The organism is Burkholderia sp. A9, from assembly GCF_000801975.1.
This window is the reverse complement of the sequence record NZ_JSZN01000039.1, coordinates 38,160-56,390: the sequence shown is the minus strand read 5'-3', so window position 1 is coordinate 56,390 and position 18,231 is coordinate 38,160. Positions and strand designations below refer to the sequence as shown.

General features: G+C 69.3%; 17 protein-coding genes and 1 pseudogene. 11 read left to right on the top strand and 7 right to left on the bottom strand.

Features of this window, described 5'->3' with window-relative positions:
• The 7 genes and pseudogenes from PI86_RS14905 to PI86_RS14875 all read left to right on the top strand — a co-directional run.
• A pseudogene (locus PI86_RS14905) lies at positions 1-1,269 on the top strand (hypothetical protein); the annotation flags it as partial.
• A gap of 293 nt (positions 1,270-1,562) precedes the next feature.
• Positions 1,563-1,922 carry a COG4315 family predicted lipoprotein gene (locus tag PI86_RS14900; RefSeq protein ID WP_039323968.1) on the top strand — a complete coding sequence of 120 codons (360 nt, stop codon included), beginning with the start codon at positions 1,563-1,565 and terminating at the stop codon, positions 1,920-1,922.
• A gap of 35 nt (positions 1,923-1,957) precedes the next feature.
• Positions 1,958-2,473, top strand: coding sequence for a sigma-70 family RNA polymerase sigma factor (locus tag PI86_RS14895; RefSeq protein WP_014897915.1), 516 nt, complete (start codon positions 1,958-1,960; stop codon positions 2,471-2,473).
• Positions 2,470-3,258 carry an anti-sigma factor family protein gene (locus PI86_RS14890; RefSeq protein ID WP_039323965.1) on the top strand — a complete coding sequence of 263 codons (789 nt, stop codon included), beginning with the start codon at positions 2,470-2,472 and terminating at the stop codon, positions 3,256-3,258. The genes PI86_RS14895 and PI86_RS14890 overlap by 4 nt, the downstream gene beginning before the upstream one ends.
• 28 nt (positions 3,259-3,286) lie before the next feature.
• Entirely contained in the window at positions 3,287-3,709 is a 423-nt protein-coding gene (locus PI86_RS14885) for a quinol oxidase (RefSeq protein WP_039323980.1), read from the top strand.
• A complete protein-coding gene (locus tag PI86_RS14880; protein ID WP_014897912.1) occupies positions 3,706-4,338 on the top strand; it encodes a LolA family protein in 633 nt (210 codons plus the stop codon). The genes PI86_RS14885 and PI86_RS14880 overlap by 4 nt, the downstream gene beginning before the upstream one ends.
• Positions 4,339-4,361: 23 nt before the next feature.
• Complete coding sequence (locus tag PI86_RS14875; RefSeq protein ID WP_039323963.1) at positions 4,362-4,877, top strand: SRPBCC family protein; 516 nt, start codon at positions 4,362-4,364, stop codon at positions 4,875-4,877.
• Positions 4,878-4,891: 14 nt separating this feature from the next.
• Here the strand turns inward: PI86_RS14875 and PI86_RS14870 are convergent, their stop codons facing one another.
• The 6 genes from PI86_RS14870 to PI86_RS14845 all read right to left on the bottom strand — a co-directional run bounded on the left by PI86_RS14870 (position 4,892) and on the right by PI86_RS14845 (position 12,646).
• On the bottom strand, positions 4,892-5,941 hold the full coding sequence (locus PI86_RS14870) for an ABC transporter ATP-binding protein (protein WP_039323961.1): 1,050 nt from the start codon (positions 5,939-5,941) through the stop codon (positions 4,892-4,894).
• A gap of 31 nt (positions 5,942-5,972) precedes the next feature.
• Entirely contained in the window at positions 5,973-7,571 is a 1,599-nt protein-coding gene (locus tag PI86_RS14865; protein WP_039323959.1) for an ABC transporter permease, read from the bottom strand.
• A gap of 2 nt (positions 7,572-7,573) precedes the next feature.
• Complete coding sequence (locus PI86_RS14860) at positions 7,574-8,608, bottom strand: iron ABC transporter substrate-binding protein (protein WP_039323957.1); 1,035 nt, start codon at positions 8,606-8,608, stop codon at positions 7,574-7,576.
• A gap of 62 nt (positions 8,609-8,670) precedes the next feature.
• A complete protein-coding gene (efeB, locus tag PI86_RS14855) occupies positions 8,671-9,957 on the bottom strand; it encodes an iron uptake transporter deferrochelatase/peroxidase subunit (RefSeq protein ID WP_014897907.1) in 1,287 nt (428 codons plus the stop codon).
• An 11-nt stretch (positions 9,958-9,968) separates the two neighbouring features.
• Complete coding sequence (locus PI86_RS14850) at positions 9,969-11,102, bottom strand: hypothetical protein (RefSeq protein WP_014897906.1); 1,134 nt, start codon at positions 11,100-11,102, stop codon at positions 9,969-9,971.
• A 77-nt stretch (positions 11,103-11,179) separates the two neighbouring features.
• Positions 11,180-12,646, bottom strand: a complete 1,467-nt coding sequence (locus tag PI86_RS14845) for a carbohydrate porin (protein ID WP_039323954.1) — start codon at positions 12,644-12,646, stop codon at positions 11,180-11,182.
• Between the two features lie 679 nt (positions 12,647-13,325).
• Here PI86_RS14845 and groES point away from each other — a divergent pair.
• Entirely contained in the window at positions 13,326-13,619 is a 294-nt protein-coding gene (groES, locus tag PI86_RS14835; RefSeq protein WP_014897904.1) for a co-chaperone GroES, read from the top strand.
• A gap of 46 nt (positions 13,620-13,665) precedes the next feature.
• Positions 13,666-15,306 (top strand): chaperonin GroEL, encoded by a 1,641-nt coding sequence (gene groL / locus PI86_RS14830; RefSeq protein ID WP_014897903.1) that lies wholly within the window; start codon positions 13,666-13,668, stop codon positions 15,304-15,306.
• Between the two features lie 191 nt (positions 15,307-15,497).
• Here groL and PI86_RS14825 read toward each other — a convergent pair whose 3' ends face one another.
• Positions 15,498-16,364, bottom strand: a complete 867-nt coding sequence (locus PI86_RS14825) for a hydroxymethylpyrimidine/phosphomethylpyrimidine kinase (RefSeq protein WP_014897902.1) — start codon at positions 16,362-16,364, stop codon at positions 15,498-15,500.
• 253 nt (positions 16,365-16,617) lie between these two features.
• Here PI86_RS14825 and PI86_RS14820 point away from each other — a divergent pair, with 253 nt between their 5' ends.
• Together PI86_RS14820 and PI86_RS14815 are read left to right on the top strand one after the other, a co-directional pair.
• A complete protein-coding gene (locus PI86_RS14820; RefSeq protein WP_004186709.1) occupies positions 16,618-16,788 on the top strand; it encodes a rubredoxin in 171 nt (56 codons plus the stop codon).
• Positions 16,789-16,892: 104 nt separating this feature from the next.
• Positions 16,893-18,194 carry a hypothetical protein gene (locus tag PI86_RS14815; protein ID WP_039323919.1) on the top strand — a complete coding sequence of 434 codons (1,302 nt, stop codon included), beginning with the start codon at positions 16,893-16,895 and terminating at the stop codon, positions 18,192-18,194.
• The last annotated feature ends 37 nt before the right edge of the window (positions 18,195-18,231 follow it).

Below are 18,231 nucleotides of genomic sequence, written 5' to 3'. Positions count from 1 at the left end.
ACCGGCGCCCTCGGCACGGTCACGGGCGCACTGGGCAACGTCGGCGGTACCAACCCGCTGGCGCCGATCCAGAACGTCGTCGACCAGGTCACGGGCACGCTCGGCAGCGGCAACCCGGCCGGTGCGCTGAGCAACGGGGTCAATACGATCACGGGCGCGCTCGGCAACCTCGGTGGCGCGTCGAGCCCGCTCGCGCCGGTACAGGGTGCTGTCACGCAACTCGCCGGAACGCTCGGCAACGGCGACCCGGCCAGTGCACTGACGAACGCGGTGAACTCGGTGACGGGGGCGTTCGGCAATCTCGGCGGCACCAATCCGCTCGCACCGGTGCAGGGTGTCGTGAACCAGGTCGTCGGCACGCTGTCGGGCGCCGGCAGCCCGATCGCGCCGATCACGAATCTCGTCAGCGGCCTGCAGAACGCGCTGCCGACGGGCGGTAACGCGGCCGGCGCGCTGAGCGGTGCGCTCGGTTCGGTGACGGGCGCACTCGGCAATCTCGGCGGATCGAACCCGCTCGCGCCGGTACAGGGCGTCGTGAACCAGGTCGTCAGTACGCTCGGCAGCAGCAACGCGGCCGGCGCACTGAGCAACGCGGTGAATTCGGTGACGGGCGCACTCGGCAACCTCGGCGGCACGAACCCGCTGGCGCCGGTGCAAGGCGTCGTGAACCAGGTCGTCGGTAGCCTCGGCAGCAGCAACCCGGCCGGTGCACTGAGCAATGCGGTGAATTCGGTGACGGGCGCACTCGGCAACCTCGGCGGATCGAATCCGCTCGCGCCGGTACAAGGCGTCGTGAACCAGGTCGTCGGCGCGCTGTCGGGCGCAGGCGGCAGCAACCCGATCGCGCCGATCACGAACCTCGTCAGCGGCCTGACCGGCGGCAGCAACCCGGCCGGCGCACTGACCGGTGCGCTCGGTTCGGCGACGGGGGCCCTCGCGAACGGCCCGGCAGCCCTCGGGCAGGCGGCTGGCGCGTTGTCGGGTGCGGCCGGTTCGACGGCTGCGGCGGGCGGCAGCCTGCTCGGCTCGGGCGCAAGCGCGGCGGGCAGCACGGCGGGGGCAGCCGGTTCGCTGCTGTCGACGGGCAGCAATGCGACGGCGACGCTCGTCAACGCGGCCGGCACGTCGGTCGGCACGTCGGTCGGCACGGCGCTCGGTTCCGCACCGGGCCTGTCGGTCACGCCGCACTCGGGCAACGGTTCGGCGAACAACCCCCTCGCTCCGGTGTCGACGCTGCTGCAGGCGGTGACGGGCGCACTGCCGAAGTAACCGGCCGGAACGGGCGGCGGCCAGATATCGGCTGCTGCGCGCAACGGGTCGCGCAACGCGGCATGACAGCGATGTCATGCCGCGTTTTTCTTGAGTCCCCGATTTTTTCGTCGGATGAATGGCCGGCGCGCGGCCGCCGCCGGCTATCGCGGGTCGGCATGGAATAAGCGGTCCCGCCCGTCCGTTTACATACCGAGTCACGGCGCGAACGCGCGGCGGGATAATGATCACCGTGAAGTCGATCGTCCCGTCCGGCAGCGCCGTGCCGTGAGGCCATGCCAAGGAGAACGGGAATGAAGACGATGCTGTTCGCCGTCGCGCTGACGGCCGCAATCGTCCGGCCCGCGGCCGCGGAACCGCCGCAGGTCGGAGACGGGAAACTGGTCGATGAAGATCACATGACGTTGTACGTGTTCGATCACGACGCGCCGGGCAAGAGCACGTGCAGCGGCTCGTGCGCGGCCAACTGGCCGCCGGCGCTCGCCGACGGGTACGACAAGGCGTCGGGCGCACTGAGCCTCGTCGCGCGCGACGACGGCAAGAAGCAATGGGCGTACCACGGCCGCCCGCTGTATCGCTGGAAGATGGACCGCAAGGCCGGCGACACGGGCGGCGACGGGATCGGCGGGATGTGGCACGTCGCGCGTCCCTGATTGACTGACGGCGCGGCGACGCGCGAGGCATCGGGATGAGCTACGAATCCGATCTGCTGGTGTGGCTGCCGCATCTCACGCGGTATGCGCGCGCGCTGACGGGCGACCGTGCCTGGGCCGATGATCTCGTGCAGGACACGCTCGAGCGTGCGCTGAACCGGCCGCCGCGCGACGGCGGCAACCTGCGCGCGTGGCTGCTGACGCTGCTGCGCCACCGCTTCATCGACCAGTTGCGCGCGCGGCACGAGATCGCGGTCGACGATGCAACGGCGCCGTGGCAGACGATGGCCGCGCCGGCCGACGAGATCGGCGGCCTGATCCTGCGCGACGTGCAGCGCGCGCTGTATCGGCTGCCCGTCGAGCAGCGCGAGGTGCTGCTGCTGGTCGCGCTCGAGGAGTTGAGCTACCGCGACGCCGCACAGGTGCTCGGCGTGCCGGTGGGTACGGTGATGTCGCGGCTGTCGCGCGCGCGCGAGCAGATGCGTGCGTTGCTGTCGGGCGAGCCGCCGGCGCGCGGCACGGCCGCGTTACGGGTGATCGGGAAGACATGATGGACGATCCGCACAAACCATCGAACGATCGGGACGACGATGCCGATGCGTCCGCCCGGCTGCTGTCGGCGCTGCTCGACGGCGAGTTGTCGGGGCAGGAGCGCCGCGAGGTGCTCGAACGGCTGCAGTCCGATCCGCGGGAAGCCGACCGGTTCGCGCATTACCGCGCGCAGCGCGACGCACTGCATGCGCTGTTCCCGCTGCCGGGCGCCGCACCCGCGCTGTTCGTGCAGCGCCGCGCGCCGCGCTGGCGCGGCTTCGCGTATGCATGCGCGGGGCTGGCAGCAGGGCTGGTGATCGGCGTCGCGCTGCATGCGGGCTGGACGACATTCGGCGTCGAGCCGGCATTCGCCGCGCGCGCGGACGTCGCGTACGCCGTGTACGCGGCCGATCGGGAGCACCCGGTCGAGGTTGACGCCCGCGATCCGGCGCGCCTTGCCGCGTGGCTGGCCGTGCGTCTCGGGCGGCCCGTGCGCGCGCCGTCGCTCGACGAATATGGCTATGCATTGATGGGTGGCCGGCTGCTGCCGGGCGACGCGGGGCCGGCGGTGCAACTGATGTACCAGCGCGCGGACGGCAAGCGCGTGACGCTGTACATGACGGCCTACGATGCGCGGCGCTTCGCGCCCCAGGCGATGTCGGCCGACGGCCGCTACACGTATTTCTGGTCGGACCGCGGCATGGGTTATGCGTTGTCCGGGCGCGCCGACGAACGACGCCTGCGCGAGCTCGCGATCGACGCATGCGGCGCGCTCGGCGGGCCGACCGACGCGTGGAAGGGCTGACGCGCGCGATCTCGGCAGGGAGCCAATGATGAACGCGAGGGCAGCGAAGGCGGCGATGGTAGCGGTGGTGCTCGTTGCGGGCGCCGGGTTCGCGCGGGCGGACGGCGATGCGCCGCTGCGCGTGCCGGTCGACGCCGACGGAGTGCAGCGGGTGGCGATCGTCGGCGGCAGCTATTTCTTTCGCCCGAAGCATGTGATCGTCAGAGCGCACGTGCCGGTCGAACTGACCGTCTCGGCCGAACCGGGCCTCGTGCCGCACAGTTTCGAAATCGATGCGCCGCAGGCCGGCATCGCGGTCCATACCGACCTGAGCACGACGCCGCGTATCCTGCGCTTCACACCGACGGAGCCCGGCCGCTTCGCCTACTATTGCACGCATCGGCTGTTGTTGTTCCGCAGCCATCGCGAGCGCGGGATGGAAGGCGTGCTCGACGTCGAGGCGGCGCCATGATTGCCGCATTGCTGGCCGCGAGCCTGATAGGAGCGAGCATGACAGCCGACCCCGTGACCGTCGCGCAGGCGCATTTCGACCACGTCCACTCGTACCGCGCGACGATCCGCTCGTCGGCCAGAAGCGGCGAGCATACCGAAATCCGCTATGCGTACCTGAAACCCGGTTTCGTCCGGATGGATTTCGTGTCACCCCATCACGGCGCGGTGCTCGCCTACGATCCCGACGCCGGCAAGGTCCGGCTGCGCCCGTTCGGCGAGCATGCGCCGCCCGCGCTGACGCTGTCGCCGTCCAATCCGCTCGTGCGCGACCGCAGCGGCCACCGGGTCGACCGGTCGGACGTCGGCGAACTGCTGCGCAACGTCCACGCGTTGCAGCAGGGCGGCGCGACGGTGACCGAAGGCGAGGAAACCGTCGGCGGCCGGAGCGCGCTACGCGTGTCGGTGACGGGCGCGCCCGCGCACGTGGTCGGCGGCGTGCATCGCTACCGGCTGTGGCTGGACGCCGAGGACGGCTTTCCGCTGAAGGTCGTCAGCTTCGCGGACGGCGACGGCGAGCCGCTCGAAACCGTGACGCTCGACGACGTCGAGATCGACGTCGCGTTTCCCGCACGCTTTTTCGCCCCCTGATCCCGATTCAGGCCGGAGGCTGCATGGCGGAATACCGGTTTTCGACGACCTGGCACGTGGACGCGCCGCTCGCGGTGGTCTGGGACGCGATCTATCAGGTCGACCGCTGGCCCGACTGGTGGAAGGGCGCCGTGCGGACCGTCGAGATCGAGCGTGGCGACGCGCACGGCGTCGGCGCGCTGCAGCGATATACCTGGAAAGGGGCGTTGCCGTACCGGCTGACCTTCGACATGCGCGTGCTGCGCGTCGAGTGGCCCCATGTGCTCGAAGGGCGCGCGAGCGGCGCGATCGAAGGCGATGGACGCTGGTCGTTCGCCGGCACCGATGCGCGCACCGTCGTCCGCTACGACTGGCACATCCGCACGCGCGAGCGCTGGATGAACTGGCTGGAGCCGTTCGCGCGCCCGTTGTTCAGGTGGAATCACGACGTCGTGATGCGCGCGGGCGCGCAAGGCCTCGCGCGCCGGCTGGGCGCCGAAGTCGAAGCGGACGGTCGAACCTTCCGGCCGGTCGACGGCGCGGACTGCGCCGACGCCTGAACCCGGCGCGCCCGTCAGCGCGGGTACGCCATCACTGCACCGTCGACGACGAGCGCGACGCGCTCGCCGACGGCCGGACACCGGTGCCCTGGCACGCGTGCGCGCACGCGTGCGTCGGCATCGGCGTCGAGGCGCACCAGCACGTCGGCGTCCTGCCCGGCGAACTGCGTGGCTTCGACCCGCGCGGCATGAGCGCGTGCCGCATCGGCATGCGCGGCCGGCACGATGCCGATCTGCTCGGGGCGCAGCATCGCGTCGGCCGGCCCGTCGGGCAGTGGCGCGACGAGCGGCAGCGCACCGAGCGCGCATGCGATGCGCCCCTCGCGCACGTGGCCCGCGAGCAACACGGCCTGCCCGACGAACGACGCGACGTCGCGTGTGACGGGCTGCCGGTACAGCGTCTGCGGCGCGGCCGTCTGCACGAGCCGCCCCTGCCACATCACCGCGACTTCATCGCCCAGCGTCATCGCCTCGGGCTGATCGTGCGTGACGAGCACCGACGTCGCGCCGGCCGCGGCGAGCGCATCGGCGACCGCGCTGCGCGTTTCGTGCCGCAGCGAGGTATCGAGCGCGGAGAACGGCTCGTCGAGGATCACGAGCGACGGTTCGGGCGCGAGCGCGCGCGCCAGCGCGACCCGCTGCTGCTGCCCGCCGGACAGCTGCTGCGGCACGCGGCTCGCATACGACGCGGGCAACCCGACCATCTCGAGCAGTTCGTCGACGCGATGATGGCGCCGGCGCGCCGCGCGCGGCAGCCCGAACGCGATGTTGTCGGCGACCGACAGATGCGGGAACAGCGCGCCTTCCTGTGGCACGTAGCCGATCCGGCGCTGCTCGGGCGGCAGGTGCAGGCCGGGCGCGGCCACGCGCCGGCCGTCGATCTCGACGGTGCCGCGTTCGGCGTGCTCGAAGCCGCACAGCACGCGCAGCAGCGTCGTCTTGCCGCTGCCGGACGGGCCGAGCAGCGCGAGCCGCGAGCCGCGTCGCACCGTGAGATCGATGTCGTTCAGGACGGTATGGAATCCGAATGATTTCGACAGGCCGTGGATGCGTAGTTCGCTCATGGGCGGTTCCGGGGAAAGGAGGGCGGCACGTTCAGTGACGCACCGACGCGCGGCCGAGCAGCAGGAACAGCAGTCCCGATGCGCCCAGCGACAGCGCGACGAGGAGCGCCGCATACGGCGCGGCGGCCGCGAACGCGAGCGTCGCCGTATCGCTCCATACCTGCGTCGCGAGCGTGCGGGTGCCGATCGGCGACAGCAGCAGCGTCGCGTTCAACTCCGTCACGACCGAGATGAATACCATCGTCGCGGCCGCGCCGAGACCGGGCGCAGCAAGCGGCAGCACCACGCGCGCCAGCGTCGCGCGCCAGCCGAGGCCGAGCGATCGCGCGGTTTCCTCGAGGCGGACCTGCACGTGCGACAGCGCCGCGCGCACGCTCACGGTCGCGAGCGGCAGGAACAGGATCGCGTACGCGGCGACCAGCGCCGGCGCACTCTGGTACAGCGGCTGCAGCAGTCGCACCGTGATCGACACGATCGCGAGCGCGACGACGATGCCCGGCACGCCCTGCACGGTCATCGCCGTGCGTTCGAGCAGCGTCGCGACGCGGCCGGGATGGCGTACCAGCAGGAATGCGAGCGGCAGCGCGAGCAGCGTCGTGACGGCCGCTGCCGCGAGGCCGTAGCCGGCCGAGGCGAGCGTGGTCTGCAGCAGCAGCTCGGGCGACACGTCGGCCGGCGTGACGGCCGCCGCGCCCTGTTGCGTGAGCCAGTAGCCGATCATCGCGAGCGGCACGCCGAGCGTTGCGGCCGACAGCGCGGCGAATGCCGCGACGGCGGGGCCGCGCAGGCGCCCGAGCGGATAGCGCATCGCGCCGCGGCGCGCGGCGCGGTGCGTATGGCCGTAGCGTGCATGGCCGCGCGCGCGGGCCTCGATCGCGAGACACAGCAGGCACAGCGCGATCAGCACGCAGCCGAGCAGCGATGCGCCGCCGCCGTCGAACGCGGTGCGGTATTCCGCGTAGATCTCGGTCGTGAACGTGCGAAAGCGCAGCAGCTGGAACGCGCCGAACTCGGACAGCACGCCGAGCGCGACGAGCAGCATGCCGCCGCACAGCGCGGGGCGCAGCTGCGGCAGCACGACGCGCAAGAAGGTATGCCACGGCGAGCAGCCGAGCGTGCGCGCGCTTTCCTCGAGCGCGGGATCGAGTTCGCGCAACGCGGCCGCCACCGGCAGGTAGACGAGCGGAAAGTACGCGGACGTCAGCACGATCAGCGCGCCGGTGAAATCCTGCAGGTCGAGGCTCAGCGACACCCACGCGTAGCTCGTGATGAACGGTGGCACCGCGAGCGGTGCGGCGGCGAGCGCGCTCCACAGCGGCCGCGCCGGCAGGTCGGTGCGTTCGATGAACCACGCGAGCGCCGTGCCGAGCAGCGCGCACGCGACGGTGGCGGCCACCGTGATCGACAGCGTATTGACGAGCAGTTCGCCGACGAGCGGCCGCCACAGCAGCTCGAGCGCGTCGTCGACGCCGAAGGTCGCGGCGCGGTACAGCGTGAAGCCGAGCGGCAGCAGGATCGCGAGCGGCCCGCACGCGGCCGCCGCGACGAGCGCACGCGACGGGCGCCGCCGCGTCGCGGTGCGCTCGCCGTCGTGCGTGGCGCGGGCCGTGCGGGACACGGCGTCGCTCATGGTCAGAGCAGGCCGGCCTGGCGCAGCAGCTTGCCGGCCTGGCTGTCGTCGCCGAGCTGATCGAAGGTCAGCGCCGGTGGGTGCAGTTCATTGAACGGCTTCAGGATCGGATCGGGTGCGACGCCGGGGCGCAGCGGATATTCGAAGCTGACGTGGCCACCGGCCATCAGCTTCTGCGCGCGCTCGCTGACCAGATACTCGACGAACTTCTGCGCTTCCGGCTGGCGCTTCGAGGCCTTCAGCACCGCGACGCCCGACACGTTCACGGCCGCACCCACGTCGCCGTTGCCGAAGTGGTGGATCGCGCTGCGGGTCGACTTGTCGCCGAGTTCGGCGTGCAGACGGTCCCAGTAGTAGTTGTTGATGATGCCGGTCACGACCCCGCCGCGGTTGACGGCCGCCGTCACGCCTTCGTCGTCGTCGAAGATCTGCGCGTTGGTCTTCAGGCCCTTCAGCCATTGCAGCGTCGCGGCCTCGCCGTGCAGCGCGAGCACGGCGCTGACGACCGGCAGGAAGTCGGCGTCGCTCGGCGCGATGCCGACCTTGCCCTTCCACTCGGGCTGCGCAAGGTCGAGCAGCGACGCGGGCAACTGCTGCGGCTGGGTTTTCGCGGTGTTGTAGACGAGCACGTTCTCGCGCGCGAGCACGCCGACCCAGTTGCCGTCGGCCGGATTGAAGCGCGCGGGCACGGCCTGCAGCGCGGCGCCGCCGGTCTTCGCGAGCAGGCCCTTGTGATCGAGCAGCACGAGTTCGGGCGAGTTCTCGGTGAAGTACACGTCGGCCGGCGTGCGGTCGCCTTCCGCGACCAGCTGCGCGGCAAGCGCCGGGCCTTCGCCGGAGCGCACCTTCACGGTGATGCCGCTCTGTGCTTCGAAGTCCTTGACGAGCTGGTTGACGACCTGCTCGTGCTGCGCGTTGTACAGCGTCAGCGTGGCCGCGCGCGCGGGCATCGCATGCAGTGCGCAGCTCAGCATCAGCGCGGCGGCGGCCGCCGAGATCAGGTGCCGCAGCGGGCGGCTAACGGGTGAAGTGTTCATGTCGTGGTCGTAGGTTGCATCCGGACGGACCGGGAAGGAGTGCGTCGTACGTCGTCGCACCGTCATGCTTCGAACAGTGCGGCGCCGATGTATGAACCCGGTTGCGCGCCCGGCGGGCACGCGAAGATCGCGCTGCCGACGTGCGTGGTGAACTGGTTCATGATGTCCAGCTTCGCGAGCTTCTCGTTGATCGGGATGAAGCCGCGGCGCGGGTCGCGTTGGTGCGCGACGAACATCAGCCCCGCGTCGTACTCGGTCTGCTGGCGCCACGGCGGCCAGCGCTCGATGTAGAAGTTCGCGCTGTCGTTGTACGAATACGCGCGGCGCAGGATCTGCGCGCCGTTGTTGAGCTGCGGCGATGCGAGGCGCGCGTGAGCGTTGTCGGGGATCACCGGGTTGCCGTCCTTGTCGGCCGCATCGAGATCGAGCGCCTCGAACTCGTGCTTCTGGCCGAGCGGCGCGCCGCTGTATTTGTGGCGGCCGACCACCTGCTCCTGGAAGCCGAGCTCCGTGTTATCCCAGTGCTCGAGCGTGATGCGGATCCGGCGCACGACCGTGTAGGTGCCGCCGTTCATCCACGCGGGGCCTTCGCTGCCGGCCCACACGAATTCATTCATCGCGGCCGGATCGGACATCGGCGGATTCATCGTGCCGTCCTTGAAGCCCATCAGGTTGCGCGGCGTCTCGCCGGGCTTGCCCGACGTGAAGCCGGCCTGGCCCCAGCGCATCTGCGTCGCCTTCGCGCCAAGGCGCACGAGCTGGCGCACGGCGTGGAACGCGACCTGTGCGTCGTCTGCACACGCCTGGATGAACAGGTCGCCGCCGGTTTTCTCGGGCAGCAACTGATCGCCGTTGAAACGCGGCAGGTCGACGAGCGCGGCGGGGCGATGTTTCGCGAGGCCGTAGCGATCCTTGCCCGCGAGCGCGAACAGGCCGGGCCCGAAGCCGAACGTGATGGTCAGGCGCGCGGGGCCGAGGCCGAGCGCGTCGCCCCCGTCGGCCGGCGCGACATCGTCGCTGCCCGTCACGGCGAGCGGTTGCGCGGTGTCGCCGCGCGTCATCCGCGCGGCAGCGTCGGTCCAGGTCTTCAGCAGCGCAATGACGTCCGCGCGCTGGGCCGTCGTCAGGTCGAGCGCCGCGAAATACGCGTGGCGCTGCTGCGGCGTCGCGATGCCGCTCTGGTGCTGGCCGTAGAACGGCTCGACGCCGTCGTGCGCGGCGGCGGGCGCATCCGCGGCCTTCGCGGCCGGGATCGATGCCGCTGCGAGGCCGGCGGCCACTGCGGCGCCGCCCGCCTTCAGGAAACCGCGCCGCGCGGGGCGTGGTGGCTGATTGGAATCGTCTGCCATGGTGGGCTCCATTACTTCGCGAGCAACAGCGTGTTGACGTCGTCCGCGACGTAGTAGAAGCCGTCGCCTTCAGGCGTCATTGCGATGCCGAACAGGTTGCCGTTGCCGGGGGGCGTCTGCGCCTTGTCGGTATTGATCCAGCGTGCGTAGATCTGCTTGCCGGCGACCGGGTCGATCTCGACGACCTGGCCGTTCTGCGCGTTGGTCGCGAGCAGGTGGCCGTTCGGTGCGGTCGCGAGCGCGAGCGGACGGCGCAGGAAGCCGTCGGCGGTGATCTGGCGGCCGACGCCCGCGCTGGTCTCGCGCGTGAGCGGGTCGTCGATCTCGACGATCCGGTTGCCGATCGCGTCCGACACGTACAGCTTCTTCTGGTCGCCGGACAACGCGAGGCCGGTCGGGCCGACCAGGAACACACCCTTGTCGGCCTGCGCGCCGAGGCCGCTCGCGACGATCGTTTCCTGCTTGATGACGGGCGGCTTGCCGGCCGGCACGTCGAGATCGAGGCGCAGCACGGTCGCCTGCTTGTAGACGGGCGGATTGCCGTCCGCGCCGCCGACGCCGAAGCCGGCCATGCTGACGAACAGCGTCGCGCTGTCGCCGCGGTCGACCACGGCCATGTTGCCCCACGGGTCGTTGATGTTCGGGGTCGACCACGTCGACGCGATCTTGCCCTGCGGATCGAGCACGATCAGGCAGCCGGCGCCCTTGGTGTTCGTCGTGCCGTCGTTGCTCGGCGTGCTGCCGACGATCACCCAGCCGGATTTCAGCATCGTCATTGCCGTCGACAGGCCGACGCCGCCCGGGCATGCCTTCAGGTCGCGCGGGATCGATGCGAACAGACTCAGTTGCTTCGTCGACGGGCGGTAGTTGACGATCGTGCTGCCGGTGCCCTGCAGGTTCGCCGAGTTGTTGAAGTTGTCGACGAGCACGTCGCCCGCCTGGATCGTGCCGGCCGACACCGGCGCGACCGCGATCGCGTACGGGTTCTGGTCGCCGTTGTCCGGCACCGTGTTGACGAGCGTGGTGTGGCGATGCAGGGTCTCGAGGAAACCTTGCGGCTCGGCGAGTGCGCCGGCGGCGGCCGTCAGCGCGGCGGCGGCCAGTGCGCCCGTCGCGAGGCGGCGAAGCGGGGCGGATTGGATCATGTGAGTCTCCTGGGGAGCACGCCGCCCGGGCGGCGCGCGAAAATGGGCGACAGGTGCGGGTGGCGTGGGCGCGTCGCTCAGAACGTGATCGTCGTACGCGCGCCGAGCACGAACGTGTTGCGCAGCGGCTGGGTTGCGTCGTTGGGGTTCTGGCCGGCGCCGGCATTGAACGTGTACTGCGCGTCGGCCTGGACGATCCACCACGGGTTGACCTGGTACTGGTAGGTCGCTTCGAGCGTCGTCTCGCGGGTGCGCACGCCGTACGGGCTGGCCGCGGCCTGCTGCGCGGCCTGGTCGAGGTCGGTCACGTGGCTGCCGACCTGGATGTACGTGACGGCGAGGCCGACGCTGTCGTTGTCGCGGCCGGCGAACGGCGCCTTCAGCACGACGCCCGCGTTGGCCGCGAAGCTCACGAGGTTGCGATCGCCCGGCGCGCCCATCACGCGCGCGAACACGCCGAGGCTTCTCGGGCCGCTCGGGTCGGGGCGCCAGATCATCTGGTCGGCCACCGCGTAGAAGCTGTAGTTGCCGTGATGCTGCTGCGCGTTGCCGTTCGAGGCGGAATCCGCGAGCGACAGCCCGTCGGTGCCGACGTTCTGGTCCGCGAAGCGGCCGTTGTGATACCAGACGCCGATCTTGTAGGTGCCCGGCAGCCCGGCCGAGCGGCCGGTGTCCATCTCGCCGTCGGACGGCTGGTTCAGCGCGTACTGCAACTCGCCGATGTAGAGCGTGCCGTTGTGCAGGTTGAAGTTCGTGCCGCTGAGGTTGTTCGGGTTGTTGCCGAGCGGATCGCCGTCGAACACGCCCGCGAGCGCGGTGAGCTTCGGCGTGATCTGGCCGCGCACGCGCACGCCGAGGCCGGCGAGCGGATACGCGGGGCCGCCGCTCGGCAGGTCGTACGACGGCAGCGCGGGCCAGCCGAACATCGTGTTGACGAAGCCGTTCGCGTACGTGCTGACCATGAATTCCTGGTCCAGGCTCTGCTGGCCGATCTTCACGTCGACGCGCTTGTCGAGGAACGACTGCTGGTACCACAGCTCCCACAGGCGCGTCGTGTCCTGCGCCTCGATGCCGCTCGCGGTGTTGAGCGTGCCGAGGTTCGCCGCGCTCAGGTTGCGGCCGTGGATCTGCAGCGCGCTAACGTTGAACGTGCCGCCGGGCAGGCCGATCGCCTTCTGCGTGTCGACCGTCAGCGTGGCCGTCGTCAGCCCGTCGTAGGTGCCGCCGCGGTTCAGGCCGCCGCGCAGGTTCGCGAGGTATTCGCTGGTTTCGGTGATCTGCAGCGTCGCGCCGTACTTGCCGAGCCACGGGCGGATGCCGCCCATGTCGCCGAGCAGGTTCTGGCGGGTCCAGATGCCGGTCAGCATGTTGGTCGGCTTCGCCTGGATCGCGAGGTCGGCCTCGGGCGCTTCGGGTTGCGCGTCGACCGGCGTGTCCGCGTAAGCGGCAGCGCTGGCGAGCGCCGCGCCGGCGACGAGGGCCGCGCACGCGGCGGGACGCATCCGGGCGCGGAGGCTGTCTCCCTGGAACGACGCAAACTTCATATCAAATCCCTGGTTCTATTTAGTGTGGAGTCCTGCATGTCGGTCGCTGTCCGGACGCTCGGCACCGTTTGGCCAGGGCACGAAGATGAACGCAACGCGGCGCATCGTAGAAGTGTCAAATGCGAAAGTCAATGTAAACGAGAATGATTCGCATCTAAATTACTGAATGTAATGGGGCGGCTTACGGATGGGCGTCGAGCACGTTTTGTGTCGAGATAAACTGTAAGATCGGCGTAATAAAAATGAATGAATCGATCCGGATCGATGGCGCGGCGAGGAGCCCGGCGCGAGGGGAGTCCGACGTGCGCGAAGCGGGTGTTGCGATGGACGGCTCCGGCGCTCGCGCAGGTTTTTTCTTGCGACGTCGCCGGCCGCCGGAACTCCGTGCTTACCCGGTGTCAAAACGGGGCTGAATGATTTTCAGGGCGCCGCGCGCGCGCCGATCATGCCGATGCGGATTGCTCAGGATTTTGTTTTTAAAGGGGTTTTCTCTGGTTTCGTGTGGTTTGCCCGGCGCTTTGCCGCCGCGAAAATTCGTCGGGTTCCCCTTCTTGAATTTGTCAAAACCCGTCCATATAATTAGCACTCGCTGCACGAGAGTGCTAACAATTCTCTGCCGGGCGATCCGCCGGGCAGATTCCCTAAGCGTTCTTCAATCTCAGTCAAGAGAGGAGTGAATATGAACCTTCGTCCTTTGCACGATCGCGTGATCGTCAAGCGCCTGGATCAGGAAACCAAGACCGCCTCGGGCATCGTGATCCCCGAAGCTGCTGCTGAGAAGCCGGATCAAGGCGAGATCCTCGCGGTCGGCCCGGGCAAGCGCGACGACAAGGGCGCGGCGATCGCGCTCGACGTGAAGGTCGGCGATCGCGTCCTGTTCGGCAAGTACGCTGGTCAGACCGTCAAGGTCGACGGCCAGGAACTGCTGGTCATGCGCGAAGAAGACATCATGGCCGTGGTCAACGCGCAGTAAGCGTCCACCGACGGTACATATTCCCAAGAATTCAAGGAGTTAGAAGATGGCAGCTAAAGACGTCGTATTCGGCGATTCCGCCCGTTCGAAGATGGTCGAAGGCGTGAACATTCTCGCCAACGCAGTCAAGGTCACGCTGGGTCCGAAGGGCCGCAACGTCGTGCTCGAGCGCAGCTTCGGCGGCCCGACGGTCACCAAGGACGGTGTGTCGGTCGCGAAGGAAATCGAGCTGAAGGACAAGCTCCAGAACATGGGCGCGCAAATGGTCAAGGAAGTGGCTTCCAAGACCAGCGACAACGCAGGCGACGGCACGACGACGGCAACCGTCCTCGCGCAATCGATCGTTCGCGAAGGCATGAAGTACGTCGCATCGGGCATGAACCCGATGGACCTGAAGCGCGGCATCGACAAGGCAGTCGCAGCGGCTGTCGAAGAGCTGAAGAAGATCAGCAAGCCGTGCACGACGAACAAGGAAATCGCACAGGTCGGCTCGATCTCGGCGAACAGCGACACGTCGATCGGCGATCGCATCGCTGAAGCGATGGACAAGGTCGGCAAGGAAGGCGTGATCACCGTCGAAGACGGCAAGTCGCTCGCCGACGAACTCGACGTCGTCGAAGGCATGCAGTTCGACCGCGGCTACCTGTCGCCGTACTTCATCAACAACCCGGACAAGCAAGTCGCCGTCCTCGACAACCCGTTCGTGCTGCTGCACGACAAGAAGGTGTCGAACATCCGTGATCTGCTGCCGGTGCTCGAGCAAGTCGCGAAGGCTGGCCGTCCGCTGCTGATCATCGCTGAAGACGTCGAAGGCGAAGCGCTCGCAACGCTGGTCGTCAACAACATCCGCGGCATCCTGAAGACCGTTGCGGTCAAGGCGCCGGGCTTCGGCGATCGCCGCAAGGCCATGCTGGAAGACATCGCGATCCTGACCGGCGGTCAAGTCGTCGCGGAAGAAACCGGCCTGACGCTCGAGAAGGCAACGCTGGCAGAACTGGGCCAGGCGAAGCGCATCGAAGTGGGCAAGGAAAACACGACGATCATCGACGGCGCAGGCGAAGCCGTGAACATCGAAGCGCGCGTCAAGCAAGTTCGCACGCAAATCGAAGAAGCGACGTCGGACTACGACCGTGAAAAGCTGCAAGAGCGCGTGGCCAAGCTGGCCGGCGGCGTGGCAGTGATCAAGGTCGGTGCTGCGACCGAAGTCGAAATGAAGGAAAAGAAGGCACGTGTCGAAGACGCACTGCACGCAACGCGCGCAGCTGTGGAAGAAGGCATCGTGGCAGGCGGCGGCGTTGCGCTGATCCGCGCTCGCACCGCGATCGCAGCCCTGACCGGCGCGAACGCCGACCAGAACGCCGGCATCAAGATCGTGCTGCGCGCAATGGAAGAGCCGCTGCGCCAGATCGTCACGAACGGCGGCGAAGAAGCCAGCGTCGTGGTGGCGGCAGTTGCTGCAGGCACGGGCAACTACGGCTACAACGCAGCAACGGGCGAGTACGTCGACATGGTTGAAGCCGGCGTCGTCGACCCGACCAAGGTCACGCGCACCGCACTGCAGAACGCAGCTTCGGTTGCAGGCCTGCTGCTGACGACGGACGCAGCTGTCGCAGAACTGCCGAAGGAAGACGCACCGATGGCCGGCGGCATGCCGGGCGGCATGGGCGGCATGGGCATGGACATGTAATCGACTTCGGTCGATGGTGTCCGGAACGCGCAGCGATGCGCGTTCCAGCCAAAAGAAAAGACCCGCAGCGATGCGGGTCTTTTTTTATTTGCGCGCGCGGAATTCGCGACGCGCACGAAAAGGGGCGGCCGTGCCGCCCCGAAGCGATGATCAGGCGCGCGCGACGGCGGCGCAGGGCCGCCATGCGTGCGTCAATGCCGGTGCGAAGTCCTCGGCACCGGATCGGCCTTCACGGCCGGCGGCGTATCCGCATCGTCATTGCTGCGGGCCCAGAAGAACCGGTCGGGCAGGTACGCGCCCATGCCGGGCCGGAACGCGTCGCGTACCGCCTGGTACAGGTACTCCTGCGCTTCGCGAACCGCTTCGGGCGGCTCCTGGCCATTGGCGAGCAGCGCGGCGATCGCCGCGCCGAGCGTGTCGGTGATGCCCATCAGCCGGTGCGGCGAGCGATCCCACATGTCTTCGCGAAGCTGGCCTTCCTCGCCGTACAGCGTGTTGACGAGCCGGTGCGAGCCCGTCTCCGACGACAGGATGTATTCGCAGCCCTGCGACAGCAGGTGCGACACGGCCGCGTCGAGATTTGGCGCCTCGGCATCGCCGTCCGGCTGCGCGAGCGCGATCAGCGTCGCGTAGTCGGCGACCAGCAGCGTCGTTTGCGGCGCGAGCAGGTCGGCGATCGATTCGCGCAGGTCGTCGGCGGCAAGGACGTGCTCGTCGTCGAGCGTGAAGTCCGGCGCGAGCACGAGCGGCACGCCGTCGTAGTCGGCGACCACTTCGGCGATCGCGCTCACGACTTCCGCGCGCGTCGCCGCGCCGATCTTGAACGCGGCAACCGGCATGTCCTCGAGCAGCATGCGCGCCTGGGCGGCGACGACATCGGGATCGAGGCCGGTCACTTCGTCGCAGGCGGCCGAGTCGCGCACGGTATAGCCCGTCAGGACGGATACGCCGTGACAGCCCATGCTCGCCAGGGTCATCAGATCGGCTTGGAGGCCGGAGCCGCCGGTGGGATCGGACAGGCCGAAGGTGAGGACGATCGGAGGGGCGTTGCTGGACATGTAAAAATGGGGCAAGAAAAAACGGGGAAGCGACGGAGATGCGGACGGCGGGGCGAGTGGGCCTTTTTTTGCCCTGTGTTGCCCGGCAGGCCGCACTTTGCAGCCATTATGCGGCGGAATCCGGCCCGCACGACGGATTTTTTAGCGCAGCGCAACGTAGTCGCCGTACTCCATTGCGATTGCTAGGCAGTCCGGCCCCGACACGGTACCATCATGGCTCCCGAATTTACCGACTTTCCCGACGCGGCTTAAGATGGAATACAAGAGCTGGATGTGCCTGATTTGTGGCTGGATTTATGACGAAGAAGCTGGGCTGCCCGAAGAGGGCATCGCCCCGGGCACGCGCTGGGAAGACGTCCCGATCAACTGGACGTGCCCCGAATGCGGCGCCCGCAAGGAAGACTTCGAGATGGTCCAGATCTGACCGGACCCCTGGCCCACGGACACACCGCTCCGGCCTCGCGGTTGCCCGGCGCTTGCGCGCCGCGGCCGGCGCGAGCGACTCGACGATGACAGGTGCGCGTGTCCATGACGTCCGATCCGGCGAACGTTCCCCACCCTGACGCACTGCCCAACCCGCGTGGCGGGGCCGTGCGCTCGGCCGACGCGTGGCTCGCGGCGGCCGCCGACGCATTCGAGCGTCGCGATGACGCGGCAACGCCGCTGTCGGCCGCGGCTGCCGTGCTGGCCGAAGCCGGCTGGCTGCCGGCCGCGCGTTTCGCCGGGCAATTGACCGCCGCGGCGCCGCTCGTCGTCGCCGAACCGGCCGGTGCCGCCTGGCGCGTCGCGCTGGACGATTTCCGGGCGGCGGTCGGACGCCACAACCTGCGCGAGCTGGCCTGCTCGCCTGTTCTGTTCGGACATTTCCGTACGCTGCGCACACAAGGCGCGGCGGACTTGCGCGCGAACGTGCCGCTCGACGTGCTGGCACTCGTCGGGCGCGCGGTGCCGGCAGCGACGCTGCGTGCGTTGCCCGACGCGTTCGCGACCCGGGCGCGGGCCCGCTACGAGCAGGCGCTGCTCGGCGTGCTGCGCGCACCGCACGGCACGCCGGACGCGGCACTCGACGAACTCGATGCGACCCTGGCCGCGCTGGCCGACGGCGCCCCGTACGACTACTGGCGGCTCGCCGCCGCCTGCCTGCGCGCGCTGCGTGCCAGCGCCGCACCCGAACTGAAACGTTTCCTCGCCCGGACCAACCTGCTGCTCGGCGAGCACGCGCAGGGCCGCCGCAGCGCGCCGCCCGAGTTCGTGCGCGAGACGCTTGCGCTGTTGTGGCGCGATTTCGCGCTGTTCGGCGCGGCCGCCGAGGATGTCGCGTTCGTCGACGTGCTGCACGACTACGGGCTGACCGTGGACTGGCACGTCGCCGGCACGCCCGCCTCGGAAGCGTTGTGGGAGGCCGACGCCGCGCGGGCCGAGCAAGACGCGGTCGCGACGGCGCCCACCCGCACGCTCGGTGTCGTGACCGTCAACGCGCATGCCTATGAGGATTTCCTGCAGACCGCCGACGCGTCGATGGCCGATCTCGCGGCCGATCCGGTCGCGGCCGATGCGGGGGCTGCCTGGCGCGCCTCCGCCGCCGGTTATCGGGTCGGTACCGCCGCGTGCGCGCTCGGGCTCGGCCACACAGCGCTGCTGGCCGATACGCTGGGGCTGGCGTGGCGCCGCGCCGCGCACGGCGTGCGGCTCGCCGGCGACGGCCTCGACGTGCAGCGCCGCGCGTCCGACATGCTGCGCGCCGCGCTGCTGAAGATCGCGGCGGGGGTGGCGCCGCCGGACCTGACCGCGGCGTCCGAAGCGCTCGGCACGGCGCTCGGCCGGACCTGACGCGCAACGGGGCGCATACGCGGCGGCGGCCCTTGTG